The sequence below is a fragment of the Rossellomorea oryzaecorticis genome, assembly GCF_045897515.1.
Taxonomy (GTDB): Bacteria; Bacillota; Bacilli; order Bacillales; family Bacillaceae_B; genus Rossellomorea; species Rossellomorea enclensis.
The window spans coordinates 433,180-447,900 of the sequence record NZ_JBJOSA010000001.1 but is presented as its reverse complement, the minus strand read 5'-3'; the positions used below and the strand labels follow the sequence as shown (position 1 = coordinate 447,900).

The 14,721-nt window shown below is 47.3% G+C and carries 13 protein-coding genes, 1 rRNA gene and 1 riboswitch; of the genes, 13 read left to right on the top strand and 1 reads right to left on the bottom strand.

Annotated elements, in window-relative coordinates:
* Positions 1-176: 176 nt before the first annotated feature.
* Positions 177-293: ribosomal RNA gene (rrf, locus tag ACKA06_RS02170) — 5S ribosomal RNA — on the top strand.
* A 592-nt stretch (positions 294-885) separates the two neighbouring features.
* Here the strand turns inward: rrf and ACKA06_RS02165 are convergent.
* Positions 886-1,758, bottom strand: a complete 873-nt coding sequence (locus ACKA06_RS02165) for a TetR/AcrR family transcriptional regulator (RefSeq protein ID WP_411158946.1) — start codon at positions 1,756-1,758, stop codon at positions 886-888.
* Positions 1,759-1,918: 160 nt separating this feature from the next.
* Here ACKA06_RS02165 and ACKA06_RS02160 point away from each other — a divergent pair, with 160 nt between their 5' ends.
* From ACKA06_RS02160 to purM, 12 genes are all read left to right on the top strand, one after another.
* The gene (locus ACKA06_RS02160) at positions 1,919-3,424 is read left to right on the top strand and encodes a DHA2 family efflux MFS transporter permease subunit (protein ID WP_058299127.1); all 1,506 of its coding nucleotides are present in this window, start codon (positions 1,919-1,921) and stop codon (positions 3,422-3,424) included.
* A gap of 875 nt (positions 3,425-4,299) precedes the next feature.
* Positions 4,300-4,830: a DUF2179 domain-containing protein gene (locus ACKA06_RS02155; RefSeq protein ID WP_162266036.1), complete on the top strand. Its 531-nt coding sequence runs from the start codon at positions 4,300-4,302 to the stop codon at positions 4,828-4,830.
* On the top strand, positions 4,827-5,027 hold the full coding sequence (locus ACKA06_RS02150; RefSeq protein ID WP_032085438.1) for an NETI motif-containing protein: 201 nt from the start codon (positions 4,827-4,829) through the stop codon (positions 5,025-5,027). The genes ACKA06_RS02155 and ACKA06_RS02150 overlap by 4 nt, the downstream gene beginning before the upstream one ends.
* Positions 5,028-5,114: 87 nt before the next feature.
* Positions 5,115-5,216, top strand: a riboswitch (purine riboswitch).
* Between the two features lie 147 nt (positions 5,217-5,363).
* Entirely contained in the window at positions 5,364-5,843 is a 480-nt protein-coding gene (purE, locus tag ACKA06_RS02145; protein WP_032085439.1) for a 5-(carboxyamino)imidazole ribonucleotide mutase, read from the top strand.
* Positions 5,830-6,990 (top strand): 5-(carboxyamino)imidazole ribonucleotide synthase, encoded by a 1,161-nt coding sequence (purK, locus tag ACKA06_RS02140; protein ID WP_032085440.1) that lies wholly within the window; start codon positions 5,830-5,832, stop codon positions 6,988-6,990. The genes purE and purK overlap by 14 nt, the downstream gene beginning before the upstream one ends.
* Positions 6,987-8,285: an adenylosuccinate lyase gene (purB, locus tag ACKA06_RS02135; protein ID WP_411158945.1), complete on the top strand. Its 1,299-nt coding sequence runs from the start codon at positions 6,987-6,989 to the stop codon at positions 8,283-8,285. Before purK ends, purB begins: the two co-directional genes overlap by 4 nt.
* Positions 8,286-8,391: 106 nt before the next feature.
* Complete coding sequence (gene purC, locus ACKA06_RS02130; protein ID WP_411158944.1) at positions 8,392-9,117, top strand: phosphoribosylaminoimidazolesuccinocarboxamide synthase; 726 nt, start codon at positions 8,392-8,394, stop codon at positions 9,115-9,117.
* On the top strand, positions 9,105-9,359 hold the full coding sequence (gene purS, locus ACKA06_RS02125; protein WP_032085443.1) for a phosphoribosylformylglycinamidine synthase subunit PurS: 255 nt from the start codon (positions 9,105-9,107) through the stop codon (positions 9,357-9,359). The genes purC and purS overlap by 13 nt, the downstream gene beginning before the upstream one ends.
* Complete coding sequence (gene purQ, locus ACKA06_RS02120) at positions 9,356-10,042, top strand: phosphoribosylformylglycinamidine synthase subunit PurQ (protein WP_032085444.1); 687 nt, start codon at positions 9,356-9,358, stop codon at positions 10,040-10,042. Before purS ends, purQ begins: the two co-directional genes overlap by 4 nt.
* Positions 10,026-12,260, top strand: coding sequence for a phosphoribosylformylglycinamidine synthase subunit PurL (gene purL, locus ACKA06_RS02115; RefSeq protein ID WP_411158943.1), 2,235 nt, complete (start codon positions 10,026-10,028; stop codon positions 12,258-12,260). The genes purQ and purL overlap by 17 nt, the downstream gene beginning before the upstream one ends.
* Positions 12,236-13,657: an amidophosphoribosyltransferase gene (purF, locus tag ACKA06_RS02110; RefSeq protein WP_032085813.1), complete on the top strand. Its 1,422-nt coding sequence runs from the start codon at positions 12,236-12,238 to the stop codon at positions 13,655-13,657. Before purL ends, purF begins: the two co-directional genes overlap by 25 nt.
* Positions 13,658-13,669: 12 nt before the next feature.
* Positions 13,670-14,716, top strand: coding sequence for a phosphoribosylformylglycinamidine cyclo-ligase (purM, locus tag ACKA06_RS02105; protein ID WP_198259338.1), 1,047 nt, complete (start codon positions 13,670-13,672; stop codon positions 14,714-14,716).
* Positions 14,717-14,721 lie beyond the last annotated feature (5 nt).

The following is a 14,721-nucleotide window of genomic DNA, read 5'->3' as shown; positions in this document are numbered from 1 at the left end:
ACCAGGTAGATAGGTCAGAGGTGGAAGCATGGCGACATGTGGAGCTGACTGATACTAATCGATCGAGGACTTAACCACAAAGAGTCATTTTTAAATGAACAACACGGCAATACCGGTATTCTTGACATCAATCCTTTATCTAGTTTTGAAGGAACAAACCTTCAATTGAATATTCGTCTGGTGATTATGGCGAAGAGGTCACACCCGTTCCCATGCCGAACACGGAAGTTAAGCTCTTCAGCGCCGATGGTAGTTGGGGGATCTCCCCCTGTGAGAGTAGGACATCGCCAGGCAAATAGAAAAAAGGGCAGCTCTTAGGAGTTGTTCTTTTTTTGTGTGGGGTGAAACGATGATGGTATAGCAGTGGATTGGATAATGGTTAACCAAAAACGTCTTCACATCTTTTTATTAAAACTATCAAATTTCCTTCTTTAAAGCCCGTTATTTGTCTATTTTAATAAAAAACCTTGTCTTGGGTTAAAAAAGCAAGTCATGTTTTCTGAAAAAACGTGTCTATTTTATATAAATATCACGAAATTGAGTATTGGGTTGATGGCTGAATCCTAGATATTATCGAAAATCGACTTTTTATTATCGGAATCAACGAATGTATTATCGGAAATCGAACTTTTATTAGCGAAACAGAAACTCCTTTTTTCAAATGCATTGAGATATAATCGAATCCGTCTTCTTATTAACGCAAACCTGCATTTATTATCAAATTGAAGCCTTTATCATTCACATCACTATCAACAATCCCTATATCAACTGAATGTATCTTTCCCTAAACAAGTCTTGTAATAAAAAAATCCCACGTCCAATCTCTTTAAATAAAAATGCCCCCAAAAAGTAACCTTTTCGGAGGCATCCATCAATATAAAGTCATCAAACCGACTTCAAATAATACCAAATCATATTCGTAAACTTATGCACATGGGACTCTTCATCCGTGTCATTGAATAATTGCTGGAATGGTTTCAGCAGGGGCTTAAGGACGACTTTACGGATCCGGTCCTGCTGCACTTCATTTATGATAGCGTCGAATAAGTCCTGCTGCTCATCGTTAAAACGACAATGTTTCTGAAGGCGTTCACCATGCTCCACTATATCCGATTTCGTAACAGTTCGTTTATCAATATTGGATTGCAAAAGATCGATTGCTGAGTGATCCAACATGGCTGTATCATGTTTCAACATATATGGAATGATCAATTCAATATATGACAGCACTACATCCACCAGCTTCTCAACTGACGAAGAGCTGTTTGTCACCCGCATCGTAAACAATTCATATTGAAGCATTCCATAAAACAGGACCGTCCCCTCAAAGGCAACTTCCCTTATTTCATCACCCATGACTTCGATGAAACGGTTGGACAGCCATTCCATCTCGATCATCCTGTGCTGCATGACCAGTTTTTTAAGATCAGCTTCGTTGGATGAAAGGATTGCTTCGAAAAGTACATTTAAATTGCGTTCTTTATTTAATCTGATCAGGATGGTGATCTGCTCTGCCAGGACGTTCCGGTCCTTTGCATCTTTTCCAATCTGCATGGCGACCCTTTGCTGACTGGCGTCATAGCGCAGGTACTCCAAAATATCAGCGATACAATCGTTTTTGGACGTGAAGTAATTATAGAACGTCCCTTTTGAAATATTGGCTTTATCTATGATTTCCTGGATTGAAGTCTGTTGGAAACCTTTCTCTATAAATAATGATAATGCGATATCTGCGACTTTTCTTTTTCGATTATTCATACGTGCCTCCAGTCTTCCCTCTATAGATTAGTATAGTTTTCTTAGACTGGAAAGACAATATTTTTATACTAACGGTATAAAAGTGTTGATTTATTTGAACTATGGGTATAAAATAGTTCGAGTAGCAAAATAAAATACTAAAAGAAAAAGGGATGAGGGTATGGACTCAGCAATTCAAAATAAAAAACCGCCTTATTTAATGTTGGCGATACTTTTCATTGGAGCTTTCGTCGCATTTTTAAATAACTCATTATTAAATGTAGCACTGCCATCCATCATGGTTGACTTGGAAATAGCAGATTATTCAACTGTTCAGTGGCTTGCTACGGGGTATATGCTTGTGAGCGGGGTGTTGATACCGGCTTCAGCGTTTTTAATCACTCGTTTCTCGAACCGTAACCTGGTCATTACTTCTCTGGCCATCTTCACTCTGGGTACTGCACTGGCAGCTTTTGCACCAAACTTTGGTTTGCTTCTTACAGGCCGTATGGTTCAGGCTGCAGGTTCCTCTGTAATGGGGCCACTATTGATGAACGTTATGCTCGTCAGCTTTCCCCGTGAAAAGCGCGGGGCGGCGATGGGAGTCTTCGGACTGGTCATGATCACAGCCCCTGCAATCGGACCGACATTGTCCGGTTACATCGTGGAACATCACGACTGGCGTCTGCTGTTTGAAATGATCCTGCCATTGGCTGTCATGAGCTTGTTACTGGCCGTATGGAAATTCAGAAATATCATGGATCAAAATAAAGAAGCTTCACTTGATATGATGTCGCTCATTCTTTCTGTCATCGGATTTGGAGGATTGTTATACGGGTGCTCCACTGCAAGTTCAGACGGATGGACGGATGGCATTGTGTTAACGACTCTTATTGTCGGTGGCATCGCCTTGGCTGCTTTCATTATCCGTCAGTTCAAGATTGATGAGCCGTTATTGGATCTTCATGTTTATAAGTATCCGATGTTCGCACTTGCATCCGTGATCGCGATCGTCAATGCGGTTGCCATGTTCTCAGGAATGATTTTGACACCTGCATATGTTCAGAGTGTCCGCGGTATTTCCCCGCTGGATTCAGGTCTGATGATGCTTCCGGGTGCGATCATCATGGGAATCATGTCTCCGATCACTGGTAAGTTGTTTGATAAATTCGGTCCTCGTGTGCTTTCGCTTACCGGACTTACGATCACTGCAGTATCCACGTATATGCTGGCACACTTGCAGATCGATACGACTTATACTCATATCATCATGATTTACACACTGCGTCTGTTTGGGATGTCCATGGTGATGATGCCGATCATGACGAATGGTTTGAATCAGCTTCCTAACCGTTTGAATCCGCACGGAACAGCGGTGAATAATACGGCACAGCAAGTATCCGGTTCAATCGGTACGGCGATCCTGATCACCATCATGAATACAGTTGCCAAGACTGAGGCAGAGAGCTTGATGAGCGGTGTAGATCCGGCGACTGTGACAGAACAGTCGACTGCCCTGTTGACACAGCAATCCCTGCTAGCAGGGATTCAATATTCCTTCTACGTTGCCCTTGGAATCAACCTTGTAGCCCTCGTATTGGCCCTGTTCGTCAGACGCGTCGATACAAGCGAAGAAGCAGTAAGCAAAATCGAAGGCAAAAAAGTAACAAAACCGGCAGCAATCTAAAACGGTCAAAAGGTTCAATGACGTGCACTTCCGCACAGTCATTGAACCTTTTTTGTTGAAAAATATTATTTGAAATGCTTTTCGTCCTGAATTGAGGGATTAAGAAGGTCTAATAATAAGCTTCAATCCCTTTATCCAGAATTGAAAGTGTGTAAATTTATCTATATTCAAAACCGGTTCCAGCGATTGATTGGAGTGCAAAACGTAGACTCCTGCGGGAAAAGCGTGTTAGGTGAGACCTGTCTAGCTCCAAGGCTTAGAGGCACATGTCATAAGTCAACTCGCCCAAGAAGACAAAGAACGCCTTCGTGGACGATTCGCCTTATGCCACCCGCCTCTGACCAAAGCCTTTCCGCTTTTCTAACCCGCAGGCTTGCCGAGGAGGCTCACCAACCGCCCGCGGAAAGCGAAGTTTTGCATGGAAATCATTAGCGGTAATGTAAGGAATCAAATAAATTGAAACAAAATTGCTTCTCGTATTAGGGTTGCCATTCGGGCACCGGGATATAGCCAAAAAAAAGACAAAAGCCTCAGCATGGCTTTTGTCAACAAATGAAGAAATTTAGAATGAATCTTATAAAATAAGATTACACAAGAAGGAAGTGATTAGCTATGTTAAGCACTAATATTCTTAAGCAATTCCTATACTAACGCGGCTAAAGGTGAAAGCAATTAAAAAAAGATTAGAATTTGATGAGAAATCCCTTTCCGCTGATTTATATTCGAAAAAATTCGCTTTTGCTAAATATTGTCATACGGAACTTCGCGTTTATTTTCCTTCCAGCGGTTCATATTCCGCGTTATTTCTAGTAAAATAGGAAAATGATTTGAGCATCCTATGGGAGGGACGAAAGTTGTTAGAGAATAGTGTGATGATGGTGCTGATCATCTTAGTGATAAATATTGTGTACGTGTCGTTTTTTACGATACGGATGATCCTGACGCTGAAGGGGTACCGTTATTTTGCGGCATTTGTGAGTACGTTCGAGGTCGTCATTTATGTAGTCGGTCTCGGCCTGGTATTGGACAACCTGAATGAAATCCAGAACTTGATTGCCTATGCGGTCGGTTACGGAATCGGGGTTGTGGTCGGTATGAAGATTGAAGAGAAGCTCGCTTTGGGGTATATTACGGTTAACGTGATCACCAAGGAATATGATAAAGCTCTTCCGGATCAACTCCGTTCGAAAGGCTACGGGGTGACCAACTGGGAAGCGAACGGCCTGGAAGGAAATCGGATGGCCCTGCAGATCCTGACGCCGCGCAAGTATGAAATGAAGCTGTACGCAACGATCAAGGAGCTGGATCCTAAAGCGTTCATCATCGCATACGAGCCGAAGACGATCCACGGCGGGTTCTGGGTGAAGACCGTCCGAAATATACGCAAAGGAAAAATCAAAGTATGAGTAAAAAGAAGCTTTTATTTGAAGTGCAGGAACATGAAACGATCGGCGATTGCCTCGACCGTATGAAGGAAATGGGTTATATGCCGGTCAGAAGGATGGAGAAGCCTGTTTTTGAAGAGATGAAAGACGGTGGGAAAACAGATGTTGTCCCTGTAAGGCAGACAATTGTGTTCGAAGGAAAGAAAATGGAAGAGTGATTCCGCTTAAAACCGAACATTAATTTTCAGACATTTAAAATCGTTCGATTATTCGTTGACAGTGCCGGTGAATAACGGTATGATGAAGACAAATAAATCGAATACCCTCATATAATAACGGGGATAGGGCCTGTAAGTTTCTACCCGGCTGCCGTAAACGGCCGGACTATGAGGGGAAGTGACTGTCTGGATGCAGAAGTGTCTTTGCTGTCCCTTTTTGGAAGGGCTCTTTCTGTACGGTGAAAATACCCAGATCAATTGCTTTCTCTCATATTGGAGAGATCAATTGATCTGGGTATTTTTTGTGAAGAATTCGAGTGGAGGTGCCGTCACGATATGATAGGGATCATTATGGGAAGTACATCAGACTGGGAAACGATGAAGCATGCGTGTGACATTCTGGAGGAGCTCGGGGTTCCTTTTGAGAAAAGGGTCGTCTCGGCCCATCGTACACCTGATTATATGTTCGAATATGCCGAAACTGTGAGGGACAGAGGCATAAAGGTAATCATCGCCGGTGCAGGGGGTGCAGCTCATCTTCCTGGCATGGTGGCTGCCAAAACGACTCTTCCTGTCATCGGGGTGCCGGTGCAGTCGAAGGCGCTGAACGGGATGGACTCCCTTCTGTCCATAGTACAGATGCCCGGCGGGGTGCCGGTTGCGACCGTTGCCATCGGTAAGGCGGGAGCGGTCAATGCGGGACTGCTTGCCGCGCAGATCCTCTCGATCGATGATGGTGCCCTGGCAGACAAGTTGGAAACCAGACGTGAGGAATTACGCGAAAAAGTGATGGAAAGCAGTGATGACCTTGTTTAAAAAGACAATTTTACCTGGACAGACAATCGGGATCATCGGCGGAGGGCAGCTTGGAAGGATGATGGCCCTTGCTGCGAAGCACAACGGATTCAAGATAGCGGTATTGGATCCATCACCTGCATCGCCTTGTGCACAGGTTGCGGACCTGGTGATCACCGCTCCATTTGACCAATATGAAGCACTCGACCGCCTGGCAGAAGCATCTGATGTGATTACGTATGAGTTTGAGAACATTGACTATGACGCGTTGAAATGGCTCTCGGGCAGGGCGTACGTGCCGCAGGGTGCGGAACTGATCCGCATCACTCAGGACCGCATCCAGGAGAAGGCAGCATTGACCCTGGCGGGGGTTGAAGTGGCTCCTTATGCTGTGATTCTACAGGAAGAGGACATCTATGATAATATAGAAAAGCTTGGCTATCCAGCTGTTCTGAAGACTTCAAGGGGCGGATATGACGGCAAAGGGCAATTTGTGATCCGCAAAGTGGAAGAAGTGGCAGAAGCGGCGGCGCTTTTGGAAAACGGACCGTGTGTACTTGAAAAATGGATTCCGTTTGAGCGGGAACTATCGGTGATCGTCACGAGGAATCCCGACGGACAGCAGACTCATTTTCCGGTGGTGGAAAATGTTCATGTTGACAATATCCTTCATGAAACGATTGCCCCGGCGCGAGTCTCTGAAGATATTTCAGGCAAGGCGATTGAAATGGCCGAAAAAATCAGCGAGACACTCGACCTGGTCGGGACGCTTGCGATTGAGATGTTCCTGACGGAAGACGGCTGCATATTCATCAATGAACTGGCGCCGAGGCCGCATAATTCTGGTCATTATTCAATCGAAGCATGCGACTCTTCCCAGTTCGCCCAGCATATCAAAGCGGTTTGCAACTGGCCGCTAAGAAAGCCTTCCTTATTAAAGAACGCTGTGATGGTTAACCTATTAGGTGAGCATATAGAGCCTGTAATGAAAGCTATTCCAAATCAGCCTTCCTGGTTTGTGCATCTGTATGGAAAAGATGTGCCGAAGCAGAAACGGAAGATGGGGCATGTCACGATTCTGACCGATGACATTGAGCAGACGCTTGAGTCCGTGAATGATGCCGGGGTTTGGAAGGTGCAGGAAAAGATCGGAGGACGAATGAAATGATTGAACGTTATACACGCCCTGAAATGGGAGCGATTTGGACAGAGGAAAACAGATTTCAGGCATGGCTTGAAGTAGAGATCCTTGCTTGTGAAGCCTGGTCTGAACTTGGCGATATCCCGAAAGAAGATGTGGCGAAGATCCAGGAAAACGCGGGCTTCAATGTGGAACGCATCAAAGAAATCGAAGCAGAAACACGCCATGATGTCGTGGCTTTCACGCGTGCCGTTTCTGAAACACTTGGGGAAGAAAGAAAATGGGTTCATTATGGATTAACTTCAACGGACGTAGTCGATACCGCTCTTTCTTATCAACTGAAGCAGGCGAATGAAATCATCCTGAAGGATCTTGAGCGATTCGTAGAGATTTTGAAAAATAAAGCAATCGAGCATAAACATACGGTCATGATGGGACGGACGCATGGTGTTCACGCCGAACCGACGACTTTCGGACTGAAGCTTGCCCTTTGGTACGAAGAGATGAAACGAAACGTCGAGCGCTTTAAAGCTGCTGCTGACGGTGTGGAATTCGGTAAGATTTCCGGTGCTGTCGGAACGTATGCGAATATCGATCCATTCGTTGAATCATATGTGTGTGAAAAATTAGGCATCAAGCCTGCACCGGTTTCCACTCAAACGCTGCAGCGTGACCGCCATGCTCACTACATGGGTACACTTGCTTTGATTGCGACATCGATTGAGAAATTTGCTGTTGAAGTGCGCGGCCTTCAGAAGAGTGAAACCCGTGAAGTGGAAGAGTTTTTCGCAAAAGGTCAAAAGGGTTCATCAGCCATGCCTCATAAGCGCAACCCGATCGGTTCAGAGAATATGACGGGGATGGCGCGTGTGATCAGAGGTTATATGATGACTGCCTATGAGAATGTGCCGTTATGGCATGAGCGTGATATCTCTCATTCATCTGCTGAACGGGTGATTTTACCCGATGCGACGATCGCTCTCAATTACATGTTGAACCGCTTCGCAAATATCGTGAAGAACTTGACGGTATTCCCTGAAAATATGAAGCGCAACATGGATCGTACACTCGGGCTGATCTACTCACAGCGTGTCCTGCTTGCCCTGATTGATAAAGGGATGGCGCGCGAGGAAGCATATGATACGGTGCAGCCGAAGGCGATGGAAGCATGGGAGAAGCAGGTTCCGTTCCGGTCGCTGATCGAGGAAGACGGCACGATTACATCCAAGCTTTCTCCGGCGGAAATCGATGACTGCTTCGATTATAACTACCATCTGAAGCATGTCGATACGATTTTTGAACGCTGCGGACTGGTTGAGTAATATTTCGACAAGTACATAGGGCAGGGGTTTTTAAAAGGATCCCTCCCTTTTTTTATCCAAATATAGACTGAAGATTGCCAATATTGAAATTACAGGGGGATTTTAGATGGAAAAAAGGACGCTTTTATATGAAGGAAAAGCAAAACAAATTTTTTCCACGAACGATGAAGAGGTCGTCTGGATCCGATACAAGGATTCAGCCACTGCTTTTAACGGGGAGAAGAAAGCGGACATCGACGGCAAAGGGGTTTTAAATAATAAGATTTCGAGTCTGCTATTTTCAAAGCTTGCCGAACAAGGGGTCGAGAGTCATTTCATCAAGCAGTTGTCAGATCATGAGCAGCTCGTGAAACGGGTCGACATCATTCCGCTGGAAGTGGTCGTGCGGAATGTGATCGCCGGTAGTCTATCCAAGCGCCTTGGCATTGAAGAGGGGACTGAAATGCCGAAGCCGATCATCGAATTTTATTATAAAAATGATGACCTCGGCGACCCGCTGATCACGGATGATCACATTGACTACCTGGAAATCGCAACAAAAGAAGAACGGCTGCAGTTAAGGGAAATGGCCCTAAATGTCAATGAAGTCCTTCAAGGGGTTTTTAAAGAAGCGGGAGTGCTGCTGGTGGATTTCAAGCTTGAGTTCGGGAAAGACAGCAGCGGGAAGATTCTGCTCGGGGATGAAATCTCGCCGGATACGTGCCGTCTGTGGGATCGGGAGACGAAGCAAAAGCTTGATAAAGATGTGTTCAGAAGAGAGTTAGGCAGTTTAACAGAAGTCTATTCAATCATACTAGAACGTTTAGGGGGAAAAGGTCTATGTACAAAGTAAAAGTTTACATCACGTTAAGAGAAAGCGTATTGGATCCTCAGGGGAGCGCGGTTAAACAGGCGCTTCATTCAATGGAGTTCAAGGCAGTTGAAGATGTACGCGTCGGAAAGTATATGGAGCTTACCCTTCCGTCGACGGTGGAAAATGTCGAAGCGGCTGTTGAAGAGATGTGCCACCGTCTGCTGGCAAACCCTGTAATCGAGGATTATCGATACGAAATCGAGGAGAGTGTGGCTCAATGAAATTTGCGGTGATTGTATTTCCGGGATCCAACTGTGACATTGATATGTACCATGCAATCAAGGATGAGATCGGGGAAGAAGTCGATTACGTCTGGCATGATGATCTTTCTCTGGAAAACTATGATGCTATTCTTTTGCCGGGAGGATTCTCATACGGGGATTACCTGCGCTCAGGGGCGATCGCGCGCTTTTCAAATGTGATGAAGGAAGTAGTGAAGGCTGCCCAGCAGGGGAAACCGGTACTGGGTGTGTGCAACGGATTCCAGATCCTCTTGGAAACGGGCCTTCTTCCGGGGGCGATGCGCCGGAATGACAGCCTGAAGTTCATCTGCAAGACGGTTCCGTTAACGGTTGAGAACAATGAAACGATGTTTACGAACAGCTATGAAAAAGGGACGGAGATTCACATCCCGATCGCTCACGGAGAAGGCAATTACTTTTGTGACGAAGAGACGCTCCAAAGACTGCAGGAGAACAACCAGATTGTGTTCACCTACAGCGGCGGGAATCCGAACGGGAGTGTGGCGGATATCGCGGGGGTCACGAATGAGAACGGGAATGTCCTTGGCATGATGCCTCACCCTGAACGGGCGATGGACACTTTATTAGGTAGTGAAGACGGGAAGAAACTCTTTCAATCGATTGTCAAACACTGGAGGGAAAAACATGTCGTTAATGCTTGAACCAACCCCATCAAAGGTGAAAGAAGAACAGCTTTATCGTGAAATGGGCTTAACGGACGAAGAATTTTCAATGGTGGAAAACATCCTGGGAAGAACACCGAACTACACGGAGACCGGTCTATTCTCGGTCATGTGGTCGGAACACTGCAGCTATAAAAATTCAAAGCCAGTCCTGAAGAAGTTCCCGGTGACTGGCGAGCGAGTTCTGCAGGGACCCGGGGAAGGAGCTGGGATTGTTGATATCGGCGATGATCAGGCAGTGGTGTTCAAAATCGAAAGTCACAACCACCCTTCAGCGATTGAACCTTATCAAGGGGCGGCGACGGGTGTCGGCGGCATTATACGGGATGTATTCTCAATGGGAGCGAGACCCATTGCCCTCCTCAACTCTTTACGCTTTGGAGAGCTGGATTCTCCTCGTGTTCAGTATCTATTTAAAGAAGTAGTCGCAGGGATCGCAGGCTACGGCAACTGCATCGGCATACCGACGGTCGGAGGGGAAGTCCAATTCGACTCATCGTATGAAGGCAACCCGCTCGTCAACGCGATGTGTGTCGGATTGATAGATCATAAGGATATCAAAAAAGGCCAGGCGCACGGTGTTGGTAACACGGTCATGTATGTCGGGGCGAAAACAGGCCGTGACGGGATCCATGGCGCGACATTTGCTTCAGAAGAATTGAACGAAGGCTCTGAAGAGAAACGACCTGCCGTCCAGGTTGGAGATCCTTTTATGGAGAAACTACTGTTGGAGGCGTGTCTTGAATTGGTTCAAAATGATGCACTCGTCGGGATCCAGGATATGGGTGCGGCCGGATTGACCAGCTCATCTGCGGAGATGGCGTCAAAAGCCGGATCGGGGATTGAAATGAATCTTGATCTTGTCCCTCAACGTGAAAGAGGGATGACGGCTTACGAAATGATGCTCTCGGAATCCCAGGAACGTATGCTGATCGTCGTTGAAAAAGGCCGCGAACAGGAGATTGTCGATCTGTTTTCAAAATATGACCTCGAAGCTGTTTCAATAGGGAAAGTGACGGATGACAAGCGTCTCCGACTCCTTCATAAAGGAGAAGTGGCAGCGGATGTTCCGGTCGATGCCCTTGCGGAAGAAGCGCCTGTTTACCATAAGCCTTCCGAGGAAGCGGCTTACTATAAAGAATTCCAGGCAATGGAAACACCGGTACCTCAGGTGGATGATTATAAAGAAACGCTGATCTCATTATTGAAACAGCCGACGATCGCGAGTAAGGAATGGGTCTATGATCAATACGATCATCAGGTCAGAACAAGCACGGTCGTCACCCCTGGATCGGATGCAGCGGTGGTCCGGGTGCGAGGGACGAGAAAAGCGCTGGCGATGACGACAGATTGTAATTCACGTTATCTGTACCTTGATCCTGAAGTAGGCGGGAAAATCGCAGTAGCGGAAGCGGCCCGCAATATCGTGTGCTCGGGCGGAATCCCGCTTGCAATCACCGACTGCCTGAATTTCGGAAATCCTGAGAAGCCTGAAATCTTCTGGCAGATCGAGAAATCCGTGGACGGGATGAGCGAAGCATGCCGTGAGCTGTCCACACCGGTCATCGGCGGGAATGTGTCCCTCTATAACGAATCAATGGGCACAGCCGTTTATCCGACGCCTGTTGTCGGGATGGTCGGACTGGTTGAAGATCTTGATCATGTTACGACCCAAAGCTTCAAGGAAGCAGGGGATCTCATTTATATCATCGGGGAAACACAAGCCGAATTCGGCGGAAGCGAACTGCAGAAGGTGACGGAAGGAAAGATTTTCGGACAGGCGCCAGCCATTGATTTGAAAGTTGAACTCCGCCGACAGATGCAGCTGCTCGAAGCCATCCAAAAAGGATTGGCCGCATCGGCCCATGATCTCGCGGAAGGCGGACTTGCAGTGGCGCTTGCAGAATCGACGTTCGGCACAGAAGGACTTGGAGCAGAAATCTTTGTTGACGGGGAATGTCATGTGACGGATTTATTCAGCGAAACACAATCTCGCTTCCTGGTGACGGTGAAGCCGGAGAATCGCGATGAGTTTGAAAAACTCGTAGGGGAAGCGAAAGCAGTCGGAGCCGTCAAGAAAGACGGGGAAGTCACGATTGCATCACGTAAAGGAGAAATCCTTGTACAAGCGGCTGTCGGGGAACTTGAATCAGCCTGGAGAGGAGCGATTCCATGCCTGCTGAAATCAAAGGTTTAAACGAAGAGTGCGGGGTATTCGGGATATGGGGACACCCGAATGCCGCCCAAATTACGTACTACGGCCTTCACAGCCTGCAGCACCGCGGACAGGAAGGAACCGGGATCATCGTATCGGACGGAGAGACGCTTCGCGGTCATAAAGGGGAAGGACTTGTAACCGAAGTGTTCCAGGAAGGTTCAATCGAGAAACTAACGGGTGACGGAGCGATCGGGCACGTCCGCTATGCGACCGCAGGGGGCGGAGGCTATGAAAATGTCCAGCCGCTCCTTTTTAACTCGCAGAGCGGCGGGCTTGCGCTTGCCCATAACGGGAACCTGGTCAATGCAAATGCCCTGAAGCATCAGCTTGAGGGGCAGGGCAGTATTTTTCAAACCACTTCGGATACAGAAGTACTTGCCCATCTGATCAAAAGAAGCGGATATGCACAGTTGAAGGACCGGGTGAAGAATGCACTGACGATGCTGAAGGGTGCCTATGCGTTTGTGGTCATGACAGAGACCGAGATGATGGTGGCGCTTGATCCTCATGGGCTCCGCCCGCTCTCACTTGCAAAAATTGGCGACGCTTACTGCGTGGCTTCTGAAACCTGTGCCTTCGATATCGTCGGAGCTGAATTCGTACGGGACATCGAGCCTGGTGAACTCCTGATCATCAATGATGATGGGATCACTTCTGAACGCTTCAGTTTTTCGAATGGAAATGCGATGTGCACGATGGAATATGTGTATTTTTCAAGACCGGACAGCAATATCCAGGGCATCAATGTCCATTCAGCCCGCAAACGGATGGGAATGGAGCTTGCATATGAATCACCGATCGAAGCGGATGTCGTGACCGGGGTGCCTGACTCAAGTATTTCAAGTGCGATCGGCTACGCGGAAGCATCTGGGATCCCGTATGAAATGGGGCTCATCAAGAATCGCTATGTCGGGCGTACATTCATCCAGCCGTCCCAGTCCCTCCGTGAACAGGGTGTGAAGATGAAGCTTTCACCGGTAAGAGGGGTCGTGGAAGGAAAGCGCGTCGTCATGGTGGATGATTCCATCGTACGCGGGACGACCAGCAGGCGGATCGTCAGTATGCTGAAGGAAGCGGGAGCGAAGGAAGTGCATGTCTGCATCAGTTCCCCTCCTATTAAAAATCCGTGTTACTACGGAATTGATACATCGACTCATGAAGAACTGATAGCGTCTTCTAATTCAGTGGAAGAAATGCGTCAGATCATCGGGGCGGATTCGCTGACATTCCTCAGTACGGACGGTGTATTGAAAGCGATCGGGCGCGATGATTCTTCCCCTAACTGCGGGCAGTGCCTTGCCTGCTTCACCGGGAAGTATCCGACGGAAATCTACCCGGATACGCTTCATCCGCATGAAAAAGAGCTAGTGAAATAGGGGGAAATCGAGATGGCAAATGCGTACCGCCAGGCAGGCGTAGATATAGAAGCAGGATATGAATCGGTCGAACGGATCAAGAAGCATGTGAAACGTACCGCACGCGAAGGAGTACTCGGTCAGCTGGGGAGCTTCGGCGGTATGTTTGACCTGTCACAGCTTGGTTTAAAGGAACCGGTCCTCGTGTCCGGGACGGACGGCGTCGGGACGAAGCTCAAGCTTGCGTTCATGGCTGACAAGCACGATACGATCGGCATCGACTGTGTCGCGATGTGCGTGAATGATATTGTCGTACAAGGAGCGGAGCCGCTTTATTTCTTAGATTATATAGCGACCGGAAAGGCTCATCCGGCAAAGATAGAAGGTATTGTAAAAGGAATTGCGGACGGATGTGAAATGGCGGGCTGTGCGCTGATCGGCGGCGAAACAGCCGAAATGCCTGGGATGTATACAGACGAAGAATATGATATCGCCGGTTTTGCCGTTGGTGCTTGTGAAAAGAAAGAAATTGTAACAGGAGAGAACATTTCTGAAGGAAATGTGTTAATCGGACTGGGTTCAAGTGGTATACACAGTAATGGATACTCTTTAGTGCGAAAGGTCTTCTTTGAAGATCATCCTTTCTCTTTGGAAGAATCATTGCCGGGATTAAACACCACAACCACACTAAGGGAAGCATTGCTTGCACCGACGAGGATTTATGTAAAACCGGTGCTGGCCGCTTTGAAACGATACCGCATCAATGGGATGTCCCATATCACCGGGGGCGGATTCATCGAGAACATCCCGCGGATGATGCCTGAAGGACTCGGAGCTGAGATCACGGAAGGAAGCTGGGAAGTGCCTGATATCTTCACGGCGCTTAAACAGTACGGAGGTATCCCTCATGAAGAGATGTACAACATCTTCAATATGGGGATCGGATTTGTGCTTTCAGTCGAAGAGGATGACGCCGCAGAGATCGTCGATTTCCTGAACGGACAGGGAGAGGCAGCCTGCATCATCGGTAAGGTTTCAACCAAAGAAGGAGTACAATTCGTACAAAAACCGAGTCAGTAATGGAG

What these genes read in the sequence shown, in the direction of transcription:
- ACKA06_RS02165 (WP_411158946.1), bottom strand. Translation starts at nt 1,758, where the DNA reads ATGAATAATCGAAAAAGAAAAGTCGCAGATATCGCATTATCATTATTT.
- ACKA06_RS02160 (WP_058299127.1), top strand. Translation starts at nt 1,919, where the DNA reads ATGGACTCAGCAATTCAAAATAAAAAACCGCCTTATTTAATGTTGGCG.
- ACKA06_RS02155 (WP_162266036.1), top strand. Translation starts at nt 4,300, where the DNA reads ATGGTGCTGATCATCTTAGTGATAAATATTGTGTACGTGTCGTTTTTT.
- ACKA06_RS02150 (WP_032085438.1), top strand. Translation starts at nt 4,827, where the DNA reads ATGAGTAAAAAGAAGCTTTTATTTGAAGTGCAGGAACATGAAACGATC.
- purE (WP_032085439.1), top strand. Translation starts at nt 5,364, where the DNA reads ATGATAGGGATCATTATGGGAAGTACATCAGACTGGGAAACGATGAAG.
- purK (WP_032085440.1), top strand. Translation starts at nt 5,830, where the DNA reads ATGACCTTGTTTAAAAAGACAATTTTACCTGGACAGACAATCGGGATC.
- purB (WP_411158945.1), top strand. Translation starts at nt 6,987, where the DNA reads ATGATTGAACGTTATACACGCCCTGAAATGGGAGCGATTTGGACAGAG.
- purC (WP_411158944.1), top strand. Translation starts at nt 8,392, where the DNA reads ATGGAAAAAAGGACGCTTTTATATGAAGGAAAAGCAAAACAAATTTTT.
- purS (WP_032085443.1), top strand. Translation starts at nt 9,105, where the DNA reads ATGTACAAAGTAAAAGTTTACATCACGTTAAGAGAAAGCGTATTGGAT.
- purQ (WP_032085444.1), top strand. Translation starts at nt 9,356, where the DNA reads ATGAAATTTGCGGTGATTGTATTTCCGGGATCCAACTGTGACATTGAT.
- purL (WP_411158943.1), top strand. Translation starts at nt 10,026, where the DNA reads ATGTCGTTAATGCTTGAACCAACCCCATCAAAGGTGAAAGAAGAACAG.
- purF (WP_032085813.1), top strand. Translation starts at nt 12,236, where the DNA reads ATGCCTGCTGAAATCAAAGGTTTAAACGAAGAGTGCGGGGTATTCGGG.
- purM (WP_198259338.1), top strand. Translation starts at nt 13,670, where the DNA reads ATGGCAAATGCGTACCGCCAGGCAGGCGTAGATATAGAAGCAGGATAT.